At 53.6% G+C, this 19,569-nt stretch carries 21 protein-coding genes; 16 read left to right on the forward strand and 5 right to left on the reverse strand.

Annotation, left to right across the window (positions count from 1 at the left end; all coding sequences use genetic code 11):
* Positions 1-106: 106 nt before the first annotated feature.
* From HKT17_RS04035 to HKT17_RS04110, 16 genes are all read left to right on the forward strand, one after another.
* Entirely contained in the window at positions 107-700 is a 594-nt protein-coding gene (locus HKT17_RS04035) for a dioxygenase family protein (RefSeq protein WP_171098019.1), read from the forward strand.
* Between the two features lie 5 nt (positions 701-705).
* The gene (locus HKT17_RS04040) at positions 706-1,542 is read left to right on the forward strand and encodes a ChaN family lipoprotein (RefSeq protein WP_171098021.1); all 837 of its coding nucleotides are present in this window, start codon (positions 706-708) and stop codon (positions 1,540-1,542) included.
* A 26-nt stretch (positions 1,543-1,568) separates the two neighbouring features.
* Positions 1,569-2,237, forward strand: coding sequence for a hypothetical protein (locus tag HKT17_RS04045; RefSeq protein WP_171098023.1), 669 nt, complete (start codon positions 1,569-1,571; stop codon positions 2,235-2,237).
* A 60-nt stretch (positions 2,238-2,297) separates the two neighbouring features.
* Positions 2,298-3,164 (forward strand): dienelactone hydrolase family protein, encoded by an 867-nt coding sequence (locus HKT17_RS04050; protein WP_171098025.1) that lies wholly within the window; start codon positions 2,298-2,300, stop codon positions 3,162-3,164.
* Positions 3,165-3,308: 144 nt separating this feature from the next.
* On the forward strand, positions 3,309-3,746 hold the full coding sequence (locus tag HKT17_RS04055) for a MarR family winged helix-turn-helix transcriptional regulator (RefSeq protein ID WP_171098028.1): 438 nt from the start codon (positions 3,309-3,311) through the stop codon (positions 3,744-3,746).
* Positions 3,747-3,873: 127 nt separating this feature from the next.
* Positions 3,874-4,296 (forward strand): organic hydroperoxide resistance protein, encoded by a 423-nt coding sequence (locus tag HKT17_RS04060; RefSeq protein ID WP_171098030.1) that lies wholly within the window; start codon positions 3,874-3,876, stop codon positions 4,294-4,296.
* Positions 4,297-4,381: 85 nt separating this feature from the next.
* A complete protein-coding gene (locus tag HKT17_RS04065) occupies positions 4,382-5,371 on the forward strand; it encodes an amidoligase family protein (protein ID WP_171098032.1) in 990 nt (329 codons plus the stop codon).
* A complete protein-coding gene (locus HKT17_RS04070; protein WP_240965898.1) occupies positions 5,323-6,027 on the forward strand; it encodes a gamma-glutamyl-gamma-aminobutyrate hydrolase family protein in 705 nt (234 codons plus the stop codon). Before HKT17_RS04065 ends, HKT17_RS04070 begins: the two co-directional genes overlap by 49 nt.
* A gap of 3 nt (positions 6,028-6,030) precedes the next feature.
* Positions 6,031-6,462 carry a YqaA family protein gene (locus HKT17_RS04075; RefSeq protein WP_105028453.1) on the forward strand — a complete coding sequence of 144 codons (432 nt, stop codon included), beginning with the start codon at positions 6,031-6,033 and terminating at the stop codon, positions 6,460-6,462.
* Between the two features lie 32 nt (positions 6,463-6,494).
* The gene (gene arsH / locus HKT17_RS04080; protein WP_171098034.1) at positions 6,495-7,205 is read left to right on the forward strand and encodes an arsenical resistance protein ArsH; all 711 of its coding nucleotides are present in this window, start codon (positions 6,495-6,497) and stop codon (positions 7,203-7,205) included.
* A 24-nt stretch (positions 7,206-7,229) separates the two neighbouring features.
* The gene (modA, locus tag HKT17_RS04085) at positions 7,230-7,994 is read left to right on the forward strand and encodes a molybdate ABC transporter substrate-binding protein (protein ID WP_171098035.1); all 765 of its coding nucleotides are present in this window, start codon (positions 7,230-7,232) and stop codon (positions 7,992-7,994) included.
* Positions 7,991-8,659 carry a molybdate ABC transporter permease subunit gene (modB, locus tag HKT17_RS04090; protein WP_371815427.1) on the forward strand — a complete coding sequence of 223 codons (669 nt, stop codon included), beginning with the start codon at positions 7,991-7,993 and terminating at the stop codon, positions 8,657-8,659. The genes modA and modB overlap by 4 nt, the downstream gene beginning before the upstream one ends.
* Complete coding sequence (locus tag HKT17_RS04095) at positions 8,656-9,819, forward strand: ABC transporter ATP-binding protein (RefSeq protein WP_171098037.1); 1,164 nt, start codon at positions 8,656-8,658, stop codon at positions 9,817-9,819. Before modB ends, HKT17_RS04095 begins: the two co-directional genes overlap by 4 nt.
* A gap of 121 nt (positions 9,820-9,940) precedes the next feature.
* A complete protein-coding gene (locus HKT17_RS04100) occupies positions 9,941-12,538 on the forward strand; it encodes a DUF6351 family protein (protein ID WP_171098039.1) in 2,598 nt (865 codons plus the stop codon).
* Between the two features lie 46 nt (positions 12,539-12,584).
* The gene (locus tag HKT17_RS04105; RefSeq protein ID WP_171098040.1) at positions 12,585-14,219 is read left to right on the forward strand and encodes an ATP-binding protein; all 1,635 of its coding nucleotides are present in this window, start codon (positions 12,585-12,587) and stop codon (positions 14,217-14,219) included.
* 42 nt (positions 14,220-14,261) lie between these two features.
* A complete protein-coding gene (locus HKT17_RS04110) occupies positions 14,262-15,116 on the forward strand; it encodes a MurR/RpiR family transcriptional regulator (protein ID WP_171098042.1) in 855 nt (284 codons plus the stop codon).
* Here HKT17_RS04110 and HKT17_RS04115 read toward each other — a convergent pair.
* The 5 genes from HKT17_RS04115 to HKT17_RS04135 form a co-directional block, all read right to left on the reverse strand.
* Positions 15,104-16,000 carry an SMP-30/gluconolactonase/LRE family protein gene (locus HKT17_RS04115; RefSeq protein WP_171098044.1) on the reverse strand — a complete coding sequence of 299 codons (897 nt, stop codon included), beginning with the start codon at positions 15,998-16,000 and terminating at the stop codon, positions 15,104-15,106. The two genes, HKT17_RS04110 and HKT17_RS04115, sit on opposite strands and share 13 nt — an antisense overlap.
* Positions 15,997-17,544 (reverse strand): phosphoglucose isomerase-related protein, encoded by a 1,548-nt coding sequence (locus HKT17_RS04120; protein WP_171098046.1) that lies wholly within the window; start codon positions 17,542-17,544, stop codon positions 15,997-15,999. The genes HKT17_RS04115 and HKT17_RS04120 overlap by 4 nt, the downstream gene beginning before the upstream one ends.
* A 95-nt stretch (positions 17,545-17,639) precedes the next feature.
* Complete coding sequence (locus HKT17_RS04125; protein WP_171098048.1) at positions 17,640-18,053, reverse strand: ExbD/TolR family protein; 414 nt, start codon at positions 18,051-18,053, stop codon at positions 17,640-17,642.
* Positions 18,054-18,056: 3 nt separating this feature from the next.
* Positions 18,057-18,776, reverse strand: coding sequence for a MotA/TolQ/ExbB proton channel family protein (locus HKT17_RS04130; RefSeq protein WP_138517671.1), 720 nt, complete (start codon positions 18,774-18,776; stop codon positions 18,057-18,059).
* A 30-nt stretch (positions 18,777-18,806) separates the two neighbouring features.
* Positions 18,807-19,523, reverse strand: coding sequence for an energy transducer TonB (locus HKT17_RS04135; RefSeq protein WP_240965899.1), 717 nt, complete (start codon positions 19,521-19,523; stop codon positions 18,807-18,809).
* Positions 19,524-19,569 lie beyond the last annotated feature (46 nt).

Here is a 19,569-nt window from a genome sequence, read left to right on the forward strand (position 1 = left end):
CCAGGATAGATTAATCGTTGTTATTGCGTGCTGAGACTCTTACTGAATGGAACGTTTGTTTGGATGTAGTATCCAAGAACAGACAGTCTGTAAGGTAGGAGGTGGCATGCTGAAATCCAGACGAAAAATTCTTCAGGCCAGCGCAGGCCTCGTGCTTGCAGGCCCCATGTTTGGTCAACGCCGTGCCTTGGCGCAAACACCTGCATGCGATGACAGCCCTACACCCCGTCAAATCGAAGGCCCGTATTACACCCCGCAAACTCCCCGGCGCAGCAATTTGATCGATGGTTTGCCCGGAGAAGTTCTGATATTTGAGGGCAGGGTATTGAGCACCGTATGCCAGCCCGTTCCCGATGCGATTGTCGATTTGTGGAGTTGCGATGCCCAAGGTGTTTACGACAACTCAGGTTTTAAACTGCGCGGGCATCAAATCACGGATGCACAGGGCAGGTTTCGTTTTCAAACTCTTGTGCCCGGGTCTTACGGCAATTCCAGTTTCAGGCGCACACCGCATTTTCATGTAAAGGTTCAGTCTCCGGCAAGCCCTTTGCTGACCACGCAACTTTATTTTCCAGATCATCCATTGAACCAGCGCGATAGTTTTTTCAATCCAGCCTTGCTGGTGAAGATTGAAAAAAAGGTGCAACAACCCAAGCTGGCCTTGTTTGACTTTGTAGTGCCTGTGCAGGCTGGGGGATAAGTTCAATGGCAGTACCCACACGAAGTTTGTTCGCCCTGTGCGCTGTGCTGGTGGCAGCCGCCTGTTCAACGCTGCCCGCTACGCGGCCGGCTGCGCAAGTTGCGCCAACCGTGTGGCTTATGGGCGAGGTTCATGATAATCCCCAAGCCCACCGGGCCCGTTACAACTTAATTGCCAGCAAAGTGAAAACAGGCTGGCGACCCGCCATAGCCATGGAACAGTTTGATCGCGAACACCAAGGCCTGTTGCGCACCGCGCAAGATGAATGTAAAACCGCTGCCTGCATTACCTCCAGGCCGTGGGTCGAAAAATGGCAGTGGGAGCTTTACGAACCGCTGATTCAACTGGCCTTGGACTATCAATTGCCTTTGCTGGCGGCCAATGTGTCGCGCGAAGATGCAAACCGGATTGTGAAGGGTGGCTATACCGCTGCCCTGGACCCTGACACGATTGCCCACTATGAATTAAATAAGCCTTTGCCAACGGCTCTGGCCGAACAGCACCGGCAAAACATTGTGGAAGGGCATTGCAATATGTTGCCGCTTCAGGTGGCCGAGAAGATGATCCCTGCGCAAGTGGCCCGAGATGTCTGGATGGCCAATGTAATCGAGCAGCAAGCCGAACAGCGCGATGTGGTTTTGATTGCGGGCAATGGCCATGTTCAAAAAGATGTCGGCGTGGTGCATTGGTTGCCCGTTACACTACAAGAAACAACAACCGTGTATGGTTTCATTGAGAATTCGCAGGCGGGTGGCTCTGAGCAATTCGATGTACTGGCGCAGGTGCCGGCACATCCCCGTGAAGACCCTTGCGAGGCATTCAAGGCCATGATGAAAAAATAAGCCACACTCAGGCAGGGGGCAAACAAGTGGGTAGTTCATTGCATTGGCGGTGCGCTGGCGCGCTCCTGCTTGGCGCAGCGGCGTGTTATTCACAACCATTGAAAGCCAATGGGTTCGAAGATTTCGATGATGCTGAATTGATTGATCACATCGCAGGCAGTGTTGCACGTGGCTACGGACGCATGTATGGCTACGGCGTCGATTTCAAACTCATCGGAAAAGAAACGCCACATCAGTCGCCCTTGCTGGTTCAATACAATGCGCCGCTGAAGCGATGTACTTTTTTTATCAGTACGCGCGATAAAACATGGCACAGCTTTGAGCAGTACCTGGAATTTTTTGAAGGTTTGCCCAAGCAAGTAGTCTATGAGGCCTTCTTCGCGCATGAATCAGGGCATTGTGTCCAGATGAATGAGCAAATCGATTTTGGTCCGGTGCGGCGCCGTCACCGTGAGGAACTGTATGCCGATGTGTTTGCCCTGTCGCATGTAGAACGTTATTACCCCAAGCATCGCAAAGCATTTCAAGAGGCGCAGTTGAAAATGCGCCGTGCTGCGTTGGGCATTCAAAACGAATATGACTTTTACAAAGAATTGCTGAAGTTGCATTACAGTCCTGGCCTTCAATCGGCATTGAAAGTGAAAAATCCGCAAGAAAGAGCGTACTCAATTGCCAAAGCGGTGGATCTGTTGTGATAGTTTGTTATCGTGATAAGTAATTAGGCTTAATCCCAAGGAAGCACAGGAGTAGTGAACATGGATCAAATGAAATTTGGCTTGGCAGAGAAAATCAAGGAAACAACCGTCAGTCGCCGGGGCTTTTTGCTCACTTCGCTGGCAGGCGGTTTTGCGGTGGCTTCAGAGCCTCTGTTTGCCCAAGCCATCAAAACAGACACACAGGGCATTACCGCCGGTGAAGTGAAAGTACCTGTAAAGGATGGACAAATTCCAGCCTACCGCGCCATGCCTGCCAAAGGTAAAAACTTTCCGGTCATTCTCGTGATTCAGGAAATTTTCGGTGTTCACGAGTACATTCAGGACATTTGCCGTCGCTTGGCCAAGCGAGGCTACTATGCAATTGCACCCGCGCTGTTCAGCCGCGAGGCCGATGTGTCCAACATGAGCCTTGATGCAATCTTGAAGGAGGTGGTGCCGGTGGTGCCCGATGCACAAGTGATGACCGACATCGATTCCACAGTGGCTTTTGCCAAAGCCAGTGGCAAGGCCAACACTGCCCGCTTGGGGATCGTGGGCTACTGTTGGGGTGGGCGCACCGTGTGGCTCTATGCCAATCACAACCCTGCAGTTAAGGCAGGCGTGGCTTATTACGGCCTGCTGGCTGGCTTGAAAGGCCCCAACAAGCCGGCTGATCCGGTTGATGTGGCTGCAAACCTAAAAGTGCCAGTGCTGGGCCTGTATGCTGGTGAAGACAGTTTTGTGCCCGATGAAGTGGTCGACAAAATGCGCAACGAGTTGGGCAAAGGCAACAGTGCTTCTGAAATCGTGGTATTCCCTGCGGTAAACCATGGTTTTCATGCGGATTACCGACCCACTTATGACAGACGAGCGGCCACGTATGCCTGGAAACTGACTTTGGACTGGTTTAAAGAGCGTGGCGTGTAAACAAGGGTTCGGATGAGGGGGATTTGAGTCAAATTTGCTGAATTTATCCCGGATTGTCTTGGATTGACTTAGACAAAGATGACTCAATTCGCTCAAGCGTTTACACTTGAAGCACCCCAATCGTTTGGTTAAAACTCCAAAAACATGAAAACCGAGAATCCTTTAGCGCTAGACAACCAGCTTTGTTTCTCTTTGTATGCCACCTCCCTGGCAATTACCCAGGTTTACAAGCCGCTGCTGCAACCCTTGGGCCTCACCTTTCCACAGTATTTGGTCATGATGATTTTGTGGAAAGAAGACGGTGTCAGCTTGATCAATGTGGCTCGCCAACTGGGTCAACAGCCCGGTGCACTCACGCCAGTCATCAAACGCATGGCCGAACAGGGCCTTCTGACCCGCAACCGAAGCGCTGACGACGAAAGACAACTGCAAATTTATCTGACTGACGAAGGCAAACGGATTCGGGAAAAGGCACTGGATGTTTATGCGTGTGTGGTTGAGCAATGTGGCATGACACCCATGGATATTCATCGATTGAAGTGCGAATTGGATGCTCTGCGCGAAAGGCTGTTGAAAGCCTGATTGCTTGTCCGTAATTAATTATTGCGATAACATTCCCAATCATTGATGTTTCTTATTGAAGTGTCTCTTCAAATAGTTATCGCGATAACTATTTGTTTGTTCATCCATCCAATCACAGGAGAAAACAATGCAAGTCGTGTACTCAACCAAAGCCACATCCACCGGCGGTCGTGAAGGGGGCTCAGCCACCGAAGACGGGCGCTTGAAAGTACAACTCAGTACCCCCAAAGAATTGGGTGGAGCAGGCGGTCCAGGCACCAATCCTGAGCAATTGTTTGCCGCGGGTTACTCGGCCTGCTTTATCGGAGCCATCAAGTTTGTAGCCGGGCAAGACAAAATCAGCTTGCCTTCCGAGCCTGAAATTACTGCCACAGTCGGTATTGGTGGCAACCCCAACGGTGTGGGTTTTGCAATCACTGTGGACATGAGCATCAAGCTGGAAGGCATGGACAAAGCCGCAGCCAACGCCTTGGTGGAAAAGGCGCACCAGGTGTGTCCGTACTCCAATGCAACCCGTAACAATGTGGATGTAAAGTTGACGGTGGTGTAAGCACCAAAAAGCCACAAAACCATTGATCAGCGGTGGGCTTTTGTAAGCAGCCCATCGCTTTTGTTTTTTTGCAGGGAAACATTGAATGCACAAGCACTATGCCAAACCCGCGTGGATGAACAATGCCAGGGGCGATGTACGCTGTGCAGGGTTCGAGTTGGAGTTTGCCGGGCTCGATTTGCAAACAGCAGCCAATGCAGTCGCGAAGGCTATCAACGGCGAGGTGATCAAAGACACCCAAGCCGAGTGCAGGGTAAGGCATCCGCAGTTTGGTGATTTCAAGATCGAACTGGATTGGAGTTTCGCCAAAAATATGGCACGCAAGCGGCTTGAAGAGCAGGGTGCAAGTGAAGATGCGGTACTGGCGCTGATGACCGACCTGGCTCGGCAAATTGTGCCTCTTGAGGTGGTCTGCCCACCTGTTCCAGTTGATCAACTCCAAGTGCTCGATGGCATGGTGAAGGCCTTGCAACAGGCCGGTGCCTTGGGTACTTCTGATTCACTGATTTACGCATTTGGTGTGCACATCAATACCGAATTACCTGCCCTGGATTCGAAAACACTGGTGCCCTATTTGCAGGCGTATTGCGTGTCGCAGTACTGGTTGATGAAGGCACATGACGTGGACACACTGCGTCGGTTAACGCCTTATATCGACACCTATCCCAAAAAGTACATCCAGGAGGTGATGACCTACACGGCAGATACACCTTTGCAACAAATCATTGACGATTATCTGGAATACAACCCGACCCGAAACCGGGGCATGGATTTGCTGCCTTTGTTCAAACAGATCGATGAAGCACGTGTGTTGGCTGCGGTTAAGGATGAGCGCGTGAACGCACGCCCCACCTTTCATTATCGTTTGCCGAATTGCGAGATTGAAAAGCCCCAATGGGAGCTTTCCCGAAGCTGGAATATTTGGTGTGTGGTGGAACACCTGGCTGCGGACCCGGTCACATTGAAGTCCATGTGTGAACAATGGACCGATTACAACGAAAACCTGATCAACTTGAAGGAAGAGCCTTGGCACCAGCAACTGGCGACCATTCACGAAAACCTGTTGTCGGTGTAACTGGCAACGCAAAGTGGTGGTCACCGTCGTGGTTCAGCATTCGGTTGGCAGTGTGGCTGGCCGGTGGCAAAGCCCGACGCATTAGCGTGAAGCACCCGTGGCCGATTTCGCAAATTGATGCCTTGATTGTGAGTGGTGGTGATGACATTCACCCCTCCCTGTATGGCGAGGAGGAAGCACCCAAAGCCCATTACGACCCCGATCGCGATGCCTTGGAGCAGGCGCACATTGCCTGGGCCTTGAAGCACCAGTTGCCCATGCTGGGCATTTGCCGGGGCACCCAGTTGATCAATGTCAGTTTGGGTGGCAGTTTGCACATCGACATTCGCGCAAAGCGTAAATTAACCTCGAACAGGGGCACGGTGTTGCCACGTAAAACCGCCGCCTTGCGGGCCAGCAGTTGCTTGGCTTTGGTAACCCGCGCCAGCCGCTTGCGCATCAACAGCCTGCATCACCAAGCGGTAGACCAACTGGGCGAAGGTGTTCAAATTGTAGCCCGCGACCTCGATGGCTTTGTACAAGGCATTGAGCCCACCGGCCCCTGCCACTGGCTGGGTGTGCAGTGGCACCCGGAATATTTGTTGTACCGCCCGCAGCATCGGCGCCTGTTCAAATGGCTTGTGCAACAATGCAAGCAAGCTTCCCTCCGCGTGTAACCCATGTCGTATCTTTTGCTGTTTGCCTCTGCTTTTTTGGCGGCCACCATTTTGCCCTTTTATTCCGAAGTGGTTCTGTTTGCCATGATTCGCGCTGGTGAACCCGCTGGTTTGTTGCTGGCCGTGGCCGCAGTGGGCAATACCCTGGGTTCGGTGGTGAACTGGGTGCTTGGGCGTTACCTTTTGCACTTCCAGCACAAAAAATGGTTTTACTTCAAGCCTGAGCAAATCGAGAAAATGCAGGCCTGGTTTCAGCGCTATGGGGTTTGGAGTTTATTGTTGGCCTGGATGCCCGTTGGAGGTGACCCGTTGACGCTGGTCGCCGGTATTATGCGAGTGAACCTGTGGCTGTTTATTGTGCTCGTCGGTATTGGAAAAACATTGCGTTATGTGGCGGTGATTTATTTTTCTGAAATGTCGGTGGCCTGGTTTTAATCAAATTCAAACAAGAAGGAAATGGTGTTGTCATGAACCCGAGTGATTTGCCCAACCTGGATGCCAACTGTTTCAAGCAGCCTGATCGTGACCTGCTGGGCGACAGCTTGTTGCACCCGCCACGGATTCTGATTTTGTATGGCTCGCTGCGTGCGCGTTCATTCAGCCGTTTGGCAGCCGAGGAAGCTGGGCGCTTGCTAACCTTGATGGGTGCCGAGGTTCGGTTTTTTAACCCGGAAGGTTTGCCTTTGGTGGATGAAGCGAATGAGCAACACCCCAAAGTGCAAGAACTTCGTGAGTTGGCAGATTGGTCGGAGGGCCAGGTGTGGAGCTCGCCCGAGCGCCACGGTGCCATGACAGGCGTGATGAAAACACAAATCGACTGGTTGCCCCTGACTGGTGGCGCCAAGCGGCCCACTCAGGGCAAAACCCTGGCTGTGATGCAGGTGTGCGGTGGTTCGCAATCGTTTAATGTGGTGAACCAGTTGCGTGTGTTGGGCCGATGGATGCGCATGATCACCATTCCCAACCAATCTTCGATTGCCAAAGCATTCATGGAGTTTGATGAGAACAACCGCATGAAGCCTTCGCCGTATTACAACCGCTTGGTGGATGTGATGGAAGAGCTCATGAAATTCACCTTGCTGACGCGCGGGCATGCGCAATACCTGGTTGATCGCTATTCCGAGCGTGTAGAGTCTGCGGAGGAGTTGTCCAAACGTGTGAACCAGCGCAGCATTTAATTTTGAATAGGTAGGCGAAACACTGTGTTGAAAACATTGGCCTGTTTTGTTTTACTGATCAGCCTGGGCGCAGCCCATGCAGGCAGCGCTACAGTTGCCGCTGCAGCCACTTTGCGCTACGCGCTGGACGAAATTTCCCCCCAATTTACCAAAGCCACCGGGCACAGCTTGAAGGTGGCGTATGGTTCGTCGGGCAACTTTTATAGCCAGATTAAACAGGGCGCGCCGTTTGATGTGTTTTTGTCTGCCGACATGGTTTTTCCCCAAAAGCTGGTGGATGAAAAACTGGCTGCATTGCCGGTATTGCCCTATTCTGAGGGGCGTTTGGTGTTGTTGCTGCCGCGTAAAACTCGTTTGAAACCCGATGGCTCTTTGGCAGACCTGGCCGCTGCGCTGAAGGACGGTCGCTTGAGCAAGCTGGCCATTGCCAACCCCACCGTGGCACCTTATGGCATGCGTGCGCAAGAAGCGCTGATGCATGCTGATTTGTGGGCAAAGGTAAAGCCACGCTTGGTGATGGGTGAAAACATAGGGCAGGCTACGCAGTTCGTGGCATCAGGTGCAGCACAGGCCGGGCTGGTGGCGTTGTCGCTAGCCCTTGCACCCGAGTTGGCCGTACGCACCCAATATGCCCTTGTGCCCCGTGAATGGCATCAACCCTTGGTGCAAGGCATGGTATTGATTCGCCCCGATAACCCGGCTGCAAAGGCATTTGCGGATTTCATGAACACGGCACCTGCTCGCGCGGTGCTCAAGAAATACGGCTATGACGAGGTACTTGGGCGATGATGGATTGGTCTGCGTTTTCGCTGTCCATTCAATTGGCCCTTAGCACTTTGCTGGTGTTGTTGCCCGTGGGTTTGTGGGTGGGGCGCTGGTTGGCTCGCACAGCGTTCAAAGGGCGCACATGGATTGAGGCTGCCATTTTGCTGCCTCTGGTGCTGCCACCCACGGTGATGGGTTACTACCTGTTGGTGGCGGTGGGGGGTGGTTCGCCTGTGGGGCAGTGGCTTCAAAACACCTGGGGAATTTCGCTCACTTTCAATTTTGCTGGCCTGTTGCTCGCTTCCGTGTTGTTCAATATTCCTTTCATGCTGCAACCCATTCAGCGCGCATTCGAATCCATTCCCCACAACTTGAACGAGGCTGCACAGGTGAGTGGTTTAAGCACCTGGGCCATTTTCACCAAGGTGGAATTGCCTTTGGCCTGGCCCGGTATTTTGTCAGCCATGGTGCTGACCTTTGTACATACCTTGGGCGAGTTTGGTGTGGTGCTGATGATAGGCGGCAGCATTCCTGGCGAAACCCGAACCTTGGCCATTTCAATTTACGACAGCGTGCAAAGTTTTGACTTGAATGCAGCCAACACCATGTCGCTGGCCCTGTTGATGTTCTCGCTGGTGGCGGTGGCCACTTCGCTGTTATTGTCTGGCCGAAAAAGGCGCAAGCCATGAGCGTCACTACGAACAGGCCAAGTGAATTGCTGGTCGACATCGAGCAGCAAAAACCCATGCCGCTGCGCGCAAATTTTTCTTGCGAGGCCGGGCAATTGCTCGCCTTGGTGGGGCCATCGGGGGCGGGCAAATCTTCCATATTGCGTGTACTGGCGGGCTTGATGAAACCGGCAAAAGGCCGCATTGAGGTGGGTGGGCAAGTGTGGCTCGACACGCAGAAGGGTGTTTTCCAAACACCCCAGCAGCGTCGGGTAGGTTTGGTCTTCCAAAATTACGCCCTGATGCCTCACCTAAGCGCTGCTGCCAACGTGGCGCTGGCCTTGCAACACTTGCCCAAGGGCGAACAAATTATTGAAGCGGTGCAGTGGCTCAAGCGCGTGCGCCTGACTTCCGATGAAGCCATGCGCAAACCGGCACAATTGTCGGGCGGGCAGCAGCAACGCGTCGCGCTGGCCCGCGCCCTGGCGCGTCAGCCCCAGTTGTTGTTGCTGGATGAGCCTTTTTCTGCGGTGGATCAAATGAACCGTGAAGGCTTGTACCGTTTGTTGGCCGAACTGCGGGCTGATCTGAATATTCCGATTGTGCTGGTCACCCACGACTTGAATGAAGCCCGTATGCTGTGCGACAAACTGGTGGTGCTGGACCAAGGTCAGGTGCTACAGGAGGGCCCAGCCTTTGATGTGCACCGAAGACCCCGCAATTCCAGGGTGGCCGACCTGGTGGGCATTCAAAACCGGTTTCACGGGGCATGGCTTGGGCCTGGCCAGGAAGCCGGCGTGGGGCATTTGCAATGGACCCGTGCGCTGGATACCCAGCAGGCAACTCTTTCCAACAGCTATCAGCTTCGGGTGAAAGACAAAGGCAAGATTCCGCCTGGTTTCCCGGTGAACTGGGTGGTGCATGCCGACGGCCTGGCCTTAAAGCCGGCAGCATACAATTTGCAGCGAGAGGGTTTTGTGGTGTTGCCTGTGCATGTTCAAGCGCACCGTGACCTGGGTGAACTCAGCTTGATCGATTTGGCCTTGGATGTGGCGCCGTTTGAGACGCTGAAGATGGCTGTGTCGGGGGCGCAGCGTTTGGGCCTGAAAAAGGGCGAGCCCTGTGTGGTGGAAATGGATTTGGGATTAATCCACATCATGCCGAAAAAACACCGGCAGTAATAAACTGCAACTGTGATTAGGTAAAGTGCGAAATAAAGTAAGTAACTGATTTACAAGGTGAATCTGAAAGTGTTGGCTTGAAGTATGAAGGTTTGGAGACAATTCAAACTTACAATACAAAATGAGCAAAACACTTCAGCCCGCGCTGGCGCTCAGCACGCTTGCGCTTCTTGCCGGTTGCCTGGGTGGCAACGATTCCAGCATTCTGGCTGGGGGTGATGGCCCCACGGTCACCAACCCCAACGAAGAAACACCAGTCGAACTGGAGCCAGGGGATGGCATTCGCGTTTTGTCCAATCGTGCCGACTTGATCAGCGACGGCAATGCCCTGGTTGAAATTACCGCCGAAGACCCCGCCAATTTGCAGAATGTGAAAGTGATGCTGGGCTCCGTGGATGTAAGCGACCAGTTTGCGCTGCGCGAAAATGGCCGTTACATGGGTCGCATTCAGGGCTTGGCCTTGGGTGAAAACCGCATCATGGCAGTGTTGAAAAACACAGGCCGAATTGTGACCACCATCACCAACCACCCCAACGGCGGACCGGTGTTCTCCGGGCCGCAAGTTCAACCGTGGACCTGCACCAACGAGGGTGCAATGGACGCCCAGTGCAATCAGCCGGCCGTGTTCAGTTTTTCATATCTGCCTGCCAACAAGCTGCAACACGTACTCACCAACTCCAATTTCCAGGAACAGGAATTTGCACCCACCTTCTTGCCCTACGATCCTGAAAACCCGCCGCCCGCCAGTGAAATTGCGATGACCACAACCGACAACGGTGTGACTGTGCCTTTCATCGTTCGCACCGAACGGGGTGTGCAAAACCGCGATCGTTATCAAATCCGCACACTGTTCAACCCGGCCGAGGACTGGCAACCGTGGAAGCCTCAGCCGCAGTGGAATGGCAAAGTACTGATTCACCATGGCGGCAATGTGGGCGTAACCTACGGCCCGGGCAACCCGCCCAATGGCGACATTTCGGGCACAGCACCGGATGGTGCCGAGTTTTTGCTGGGCGACAGCATTACTGTGGCCTTGGGTCGCGGCTTTATTGCCACTTCCACGGCCCTGGCCAATTTGGGCCACAACGTAAACCTGGTGACGGCTGCAGAATCGCTGATGATGGTGAAAGAACGCATTGTTGAACAGTACGGCGAAATCCGCTACACCATGGGCACCGGTTGCTCGGGTGGTGCCATTGCCCAGCAGCACATTGCCAATGCCTACCCTGGTATTTACCAAGGCATCATCGTGCAGTGTTCGTACCCCGATGTGTGGACCACGGCCTCACAGTTTGCCGATTACAACTTGTTGAATTCCTACTTTGGCAATCGCTATCCCGGCGTGAATGAAGCTGAAAATGCCAATCAGTTTCCCAACTTCAATACCAACTTTCTGCCCTACGTGCAGTGGAGTGCAGTGTATGGTCACTTGCCGGTGAACCCTGTGTTGTCGGACAACGCGTTTTTCCCAAAGGCCTATCCGTTCGCAGACAACTGCCGTGGCCTGAATGGGGCCGCTACGCCTTATGACCCAGTGAACAACCCGGGCGGGCTGCGCTGTGGCTTGATCGACTACATGAGCACGCAGTTTGGCTTTAGAACGTCAGATGTATGGAGTGCCAACGAGAAAAAGATTGGTCGAGGTTTTGGTGGTATTCCGCTGGACAACGTGGGCGTTCAATATGGCCTGGGTGCTTTGAAGCAAGGCACCATTACCGCCAATCAGTTCCTGGATTTGAACCGCAACATTGGTGGTTTTGATGTGGACATTCAACGCGTGGCCAACCGCACAGTGGCTGACCCCTTGGCTTTGGCCAATTCCTACAAAACAGGCGCGGTGAACACGGCCGAACACCTCAGCAATATTCCGATTATTGACTTGCGGGGCCCCGATCCCGGCATTGCACACGATGCCTTCCACAGCTGGCAAATGCGCGCCCGCCTGAATGCCACACAGGGGCACTTTGACAACCATGTGATCTGGTTTGGGCAATTGGTGTTGGCGGGTGATTCTACCTACAGCACCGAAGCCTTGCTGGTGATGGACCGCTGGTTGAGCCAGATTGAGGCCGATGAAAGCAACAAACCTTTGCCTGAAAAAGTGGTGGCCAACAAACCGCGTGCAGCCCGCGACAAATGTTTGTCAGCGCAAAGCATTTATGCTGACGATGGTCCCTTTGTCCCCATGAGCGGCAACCTGCTTTATCCGGACCCGGTGTTGCCCATGGCCAACTCGAGCAGTATTCCAAAGCCACCCCCCGAGGCGGGTCAAATTTTTGACCAACTCAGCAATCAGGTGTGTGGTCTGGACTTCTCGGCTTTTGACCCCACGGGCATGTCGGGCCAACTCACCGGCCCCATTGCGGAGTTGCAACATGTGTTGGTGCAAACCCGTTTTGGCACGCCGCGCACAGTGGCGGGTGACGACATTCGTACCTTGACCAACAAATGTGTACTGAAACCGGTGGATGCAGCCGATTATGCGGGTGCAGTTTCAATTACTGATTCAGCCGCTTTTGTAGCCCAGGTGAAGGAAATTTTCCCACAAGGCGTGTGTGACTACAGCAAGCCTGGAGTGGGCACGCAGGCAACGCAAACCTGGTTGCGTTATGGCACTGCCACCGAGAAGTTGATCGGAGGAACACCCTTGCCAGTCAAGCCCGCCAATTCAAGGCAGGGTTGGTCAGCATCTGCTTTTAGGAATGTTAATTCACAGTAATTAATCATTTATCAATTGAACGAACAGAGGGGGCTTTACCACGGTAATGCCTCCTTCTTTTTTTTCCGGATCGGGCACACTGGGGGTGTTAAATCCAGTGAATCCGTTCCCCTTGAACTCTGAAAAAATAACTCCCGACGTGTTGGAGCACAGCCCCGTTGGCTTGATGCAGGTTGATCATGCCGGGCGAATTCTCTCCCTGAATTCATATTGCGCCGATATCTTCGGTTACTCCGTGGCCGAGTTGCTGGATCAGCCCTTTGAAAAGCTGTTGCCGCCTGAGTTGAGAAGGGGGCATTCCAGCCTGTTTCAGGAATTCATGCAGTCGTCCAAGGGGCGCATGATGGGGCAGGGCACCGGGCAAAAATACTTCCCCGCCCATCACAAAGGGGGGCATGAAATTTCCGTGCAAATTGGTTTGAACGTGAATCGAGAAGGTGCAAGGCCTGTGATAATTCTGGCCATTGTGGACGTGACTGACAAAGCCAGGTTGTTGAATGAACTCAAGCATGGCAACGAGCGCCTGCGTCACAAAACCAAAGAATTGATGCAAGTGGTGCGCCAGCAGAACCACTTTTTGAATGTGGTCAGCCACGAGCTGCGCACCCCTTTGAACAATTCTCTTGAAATGTTGAACCAGCTGTCGGCCACACAACTGGATGAGGACCAGGCGGAGTTGTTCCAAGACCTGGACAAAGCCAATATTGATGTCACCCGCAGCGTAAAAATGCTGATGGATTATGCCGATAGTATGTTGGGCGAGTTGCAACTGGAAGAAGAGGAATTTGACTTGCGCGCGCTTTGGTTGGACCGCTTGAGATTGGTGCAGCGTGCGCACCCCGGTCAAATCCACTTGCTGCAATTGCGTGAGGAATTCGATTTTGACCCTTTGGTGCTGGGCGACAAAATACGCATTGGTCGCATGATGCATGGTTTGATCGACAACGCCATGAAGTTTTCTGATGCCCACCAGATCAAGGTGCACATTGCATTCAAGGCTGAGCCTTGTGCAGAGCTTTATTTTGAGGTCAGCGATGACGGAATCGGTATGTCCGATTCACTGATTCAATCGATTGGCCAGCCATTTGCCAATCAATCGGTGCGCCGCACCCGTGGGGGCGGTGGCATGGGGGTGGGTTTTTACCTTACTCACAAATATCTTGAAATGATGGGCGGGCAGTTCTCATTGACAAGCCGGCAGGGCGAAGGCACATGCAGCAGTATTCAACTGCCACTTAAGTTGATGGGCCGGGCCAGTGCACAAGCGGTCTCTGCCGACAGTGCAGGGGGCGATTTGCCTTTGAGTAATTTGCGGCTTTTGCTGGTGGAAGACGACCCCACTGTGGCGAAAATCAATGCCATTCGACTTCGCAAACTGGGTGCCCATGTGGTGGTGGCTGGCAATGGTCAAGTGGCCGTTGAAATGCTTCAGGACAAAAGCGTGGACATTGCCGCAATCCTGATGGACTTGCACATGCCCGTGATGGATGGTTTCAGCGCAACGCGCCACATTCGGGACATGGTTGAGTATGTAAAAATTCCAATTGTGGCGGTGACTGCGGGTTCGCGTTTGGCTGAATATGCACGTGCCATGGCAGCAGGCATTGATGCCTTTTATTCCAAACCCTTTGAGCCCAATGTATTGATTCAATACTTCAAGGCGCGTGGTGTTATTCGCTAGTACAATGTAATTTTATTACTTCGGGTTTAACCCGGCGTGTGCATGAATTTACTTGATCGAATCCGCATGGAACTGGACCAGTTTTCCAGTGCTGAACAGGCAGTGGCACAGTTGGTGTTGAAAGACCCCAGTGGTTTTCAAAAAATGCCTGTGACTGAACTGGCCAAACGTGCAGGTGTCAGCAGCCCGTCGGTGGTGCGGTTTTGCCGCTCGCTGGGTTACGAAGGCTTAAGTGATTTCAAGTTGAAACTGGCCGCCAGTTTGAATGCAGGTGTGCCGTTCATTCACCAGTCGGTGAAAGCTGGCGACAGCGGTGAAACCCTGATTCAAAAAGTACTCGACAATGCCATTCACACTCTGCGCACTTTTCGAAACACAGCCCCAGCCAAACCCATCGACAAAGCCACGCAACTGCTTGCAAAAACAATTGCCAAAAAAGGCCGGCTTGTTTTCTATGGGGTGGGCAATTCAGGCTTTGTGGCGCTGGATGCCGAGCACAAGTTTTTTAGAATGGGTTGCACAGCGCATGCCTACTCCGATGGGCACTTGCAAATTATGGCTGCATCCATGTTGAACAAGGGCGATTGCCTCATCATCATTTCAAATTCGGGCCGCAGTCAGGATTTGCTCGACGCCACGCAAATTGCACGTGCAGCCGGTGCAAGTACCATTGCAATTACGGCGTCGGGTTCGCCTTTGGCACAGGCAGTGCAGGTACATATTCCAGCCGACCACGGTGAGTACTATGAGCAGTACAGCCCCATGGTGTCGCGTTTGTTGCACCTGTGCGTGGTGGATGTACTGGCCACGCAAGTGGCCTTGCAACTGGGCGATTCAGTTCAGAAAAACATGGCACGCTTGAAGAAGAACCTGATCGACAGCCGTTACACCAAATAAGCCGGATTGGCGAAATTTTCTGACAACGCTTTGAAGCCTGTTTCACAGGCAATCAGGCTGGTGTTTTCGAAACCTGGCTTGTTGGGAAACTTCTCATCAGCCTGGGCTGAGCACACCAGCAACACATTGCCCTGTGCGCCGCCAAAGCAGGGCATGGTGGGCTTTGCCAAGGGCAGTTCAATGCTTTCAATGAATTCGCCGTGCTCGCTAAAGCGGTCCAGCCGGTAGCCCTCCAGAATGGCAACCCAGTAGCTGCCATCGGCAGAAAAGCAAGCACCATCCGGTCGAGCAGTGCCCTCTGTGTATTGCTTGATCAATTGCCGATTGCTCAACTCACCGGTCTCGATCGAATAATCAAATCGCCAAATGCATTTGTGCCGTGTGTCGCTCAGAAAAACCGAGTCCCCCAGGGGCGAAAAGGCAAGGCCATTGCCCACGATCAAATCGTTTATCTTCAGCTTGGCTTGTCCCGCCTCAATACAATACAGGGCGGCAGTGGCCGGGCTGCGGGCATCAACCAGTGTGGATATCCATATTCGGCCCGCCTGGTCGGCGCCGCCGTCGTTGAAGCGGTGCTTGCTCGAATCGAAAGGAGCATTCAATTTCAGGGTGCAGGTGTCGCCCTCAATCAGCCAGCCACCTTGTCTGCCCAGTGCCACCCAAGTGTTTTTAGTCTCTGTGGGCAACACACAGCCTATTTCATCTGGCAAATGCAAGGTGCTTAATAACGTGGTGTTGTCCAATGCTGTGTTCAGCACATCGCTTTGATTCAAGCGGTACAGGGTACGCGTGTTGATGTCTACCCAAGCCCAGCCACCATGCGCATACCGTGGGCTTTCGGCCAGGCTGCAGGCAGGCAGTGGCAGGGCTTGCCAATTCATCATGGCGCTGAATTTTTCAGGAAATGGTTGATCAGGTGTGCGGTCACCGGGTTCTCTGCCGGGGTGTGGCCGGGTGGCACGCTGTGTTCCAGTTGCTCTGCAATGCCCTTGCCCAATTCAACGCCCCACTGGTCAAAGGGATTGATGTTTTGCATGGCAGCCAGCGCTGCGGTGCGGTGTTCCCAAAGGCACAACAATGCGCCAAGCGAGTAGGGCGTTAGCGAATCGAGAAACACCATTTGAACCGGACGGTGCCCAGGACACGATTTGAAATTGGTGGCTGTGTTGCTGAGCTCCTCGGGTGAGTTCAAGCGGCCCACCGAGAAAGCTTCAGACTGCGCCAAGGCATGCGAGAGCAACACTTGATGGGATTGGACTTCATCATGGTCGGGTTGTACCACTGCGATCAATTCAACCGAACTGGCAATTTTGCTTTGGTGCAGCATCTGGAAAAAAGCATGTTGCCCATTGGTGCCCACATCGCCCCACAAAATCGGGCAGGCGGGCTTGTCGAGCAACTCACCTTGGTTGTTCACGCCTTTGCCCAGCGATTCCATCCACAGTTGTTGAAGGTAGGGCACCAACTGGCTCAGGCGGGAATCGTAAGGGCTTAACATCAGCGATGCGGCACCGTGTTCCAGGTTGTACAGGTCGCTTAGCGCAAGAAGTGTGGGAATGCACTGGCTGGCCTTGCTTTGCAATACATGACCGTCCATCAAGGCGGCGCCTTCAAGCAGTTCATTGAACACCGGGTTGCCGTGCACCATGCGCACACCAATCGATACGGGGCCCCACAGTGAATATCTACCGCCCACTGTTTCACTGAATTCAAACACCCGGTCCGCTGCCACGCCCAACTCGATTGCTTTGTTGGGTTTGCAGGTTGCGGCCACCAGCGCCTTGGGGCGGTACGCTGGCCCCGCAGCATCCAGCCACTTGAAAATATGCTGTGCGTTGTGCAAGGTTTCACGGGTTGAAAATGATTTGCTGGCAATCACGACCAAAGTGGTTTTCGGGTTCAGTGAGGCCAGCGCGGCTTTCATTTCATGGAAGTCCACATTGGCGGCAAACCGAATGTTCAGTGCGGGTGCTGCACCCAAATCCAGTTTGCTGAACACATCATTCAACAGCCGGGGGCCGAGGTCTGATCCACCAATGCCCAAATGCAACACGCTGTCGTAGCGTTCTCCGTCGGGCGTGGTGTAGCGGCCCGAGCGCACCTGGTCAACAAAGGTTTCCATTTGCTGTTGCACTTGCCTGGTCAGCGCCAATTCATCGCGACCATTCACCACCAGCGAAACTGGTGAATGGTAGGCCTGCATGTTGCAGGCTGCTCGCAAGGCCCAATGGCCGGCAGGTCGGTGTTCTGTGCCATTGACCACTTCACCGCTGAACATGCGTTGAATGAAGGTGGACAAATGTTGATGTGCCTGTGTTTTTTCAAAGTTCAACACATGGCTGGCGCTGTAAAGCTGCCGATCCAGATTGATGTGAACAGGGCCAAGACTGCGGGATAGATAACCGGGGTTCAAAGCAGATGTGTTCATGAATATGGCAATAAAAAAAGGCGTTGAATAATCGCTTCAACGCCCAGTTTCGCATGACTTCAAGAAAGTGTGTTTACTCTGCTCACAAATTTGAATCAGGGTGTGCTTTGGGGTTCAGTCATGAAGCCCAGTTTCTCGACGCCTGCACGTTGTGCAGCGGCCATGACTTGCACCACTTTTTCGTACTCCACCGCTTTGTCGCCCTGAATTCGCAACTCGGGCTGTTTCTCTTGCTGCGCCACAGCCTGCAAGCGAAGCTCCAGGTTCTCAAAAGTCAGTGTTTCATCGTTCCACATCAGGCTGCCGTCGCGTTGCACGGTGAGTGTGACCACATCGGGTTTCACCTCCGTGGGTTGCTGGCTGGCCTGCGGCAAATCAACTTTCACCGAATGCGTAATCACCGGCACGGTGATGATGAAAATAATCAGCAGCACCAACATCACGTCCACCAAGGGCGTCATGTTGATTTCACTCATTTCCTGCTGATCGTCGTAAGAATTGAACGACATGGCTTACGCCTCCTTTTTCAAGGGCATGGTGCGCACTGCAGAGTCTTTCTGCATGGGTGAGCCGGTCAGGAAATAGGCATGCAACTGGCGTGCAAATCGGTTCAGCTTGCTCAGCAATCCTTTGTTGGCGCGGGTCAGTGCGTTGTAGCCCAACACGGCCGGAATGGCCACTGCCAGGCCAAATGCAGTCATGATCAAGGCCTCGCCCACCGGGCCGGCTACTTTGTCGATACTGGCCTGGCCTGAAACACCAATGCCCACCAGCGCATGGTAAATGCCCCACACCGTACCGAACAGGCCAACAAACGGGGCTGTAGAACCCACGGAAGCCAAAATGGACAGACCAGATTGCAGCTTTTCAGCGGCTTCATCCATGGCGCCGCGCAGCGCTTCGCTGAGCCAGTCGGCCAGGCTGATTTGCCCGTGCAGGTCGTCTTTGTTCGTGCTGTGATGGTTCACAGCCGCCTGGCCCTCGATCGCCATGTGGTGAAACGGGTTGCCGGTGTCTTTGCCCAGCACCTGAAGACCTTCTGCAAAGCTGTGGGTGTGCCAGAACTTGTCGACTGCGCCCACATTTTTACGCAGGCGATACAGGCGAATGCTGCGGGTGATGATGACGTACCAGGACGCAATCGACATGATCAACAGCAGCAGTGCCACGCTTTTGATGACCCAGTCACCTTGGGCCCACATGGCGGCCATACCGTAAGGGTTGTTTTCCATTTCAATAAACCTCGCTTAAATTCAATGTTCTCAGTTATTCAATACGAAAGAAACCGGTTGTACATACCAAAACGGAATTGGTTTGTCGCCACGCTTGGCGGGCACGTACTTCCAGGTTTTCACAGCCTGAAGGGCTGCGTTGTCCAGTCGCGGAAAGCCGCTTGAGCGGTTCAATTTGATTTCTCCCACGCTGCCATCGGGAAGAATGTACACATCCAGCATCACCCGGCCTTGCTCACCCAGCCTGCGTGAAAGCGCCGGGTATTGGGGGGCAGGGTTGTTCAGGTGCGCAGCGTCGGTACGTGGTGGCGTTACAGGTGCAGGTGCCTCCGGCGCAGGCGTGGCCTGTTGCACTGGCGGGGCGGGTGGTGCAGGTGCAGCCGGGGCCGCTTGTTGCACGGGTTCCGGAGCCACTTCACGCACGGGCTCAGGCTTTGGTGTTGGCTTGGGTGTCGGTTTGGCGACAGGCTTTGGCGTGGGCACGGGTTTTGGTTCCGGCTTGGGCGGAGGTGGTACAGGCTTGGGTGGCGGTGGTGCAGGCTCTGGTTCGGGCGCCACCAATACACCCACCACACTGGGTGGCGTAATAACTGGTTCGCTGATGCTGAGTTGTTGCGCCGCCCAAACCAAACCCAGCACGTGCAACAGCACCACACCTGCGAAGGTGACGGTGTTGCTGATTGTTTGCGTGTTGTTGCTCAAAGGAGCACTCATTGGAACGGACATGGTGTTCAACGTTGTGTTCATTGAGTCAATTGCTTCGATCTTGCTTGCTGACTATTGAATCAGCAAG

The organism is Limnobacter sp. SAORIC-580, assembly GCF_013004065.1.
Taxonomy (GTDB): domain Bacteria; phylum Pseudomonadota; class Gammaproteobacteria; order Burkholderiales; family Burkholderiaceae_B; genus Limnobacter; species Limnobacter profundi.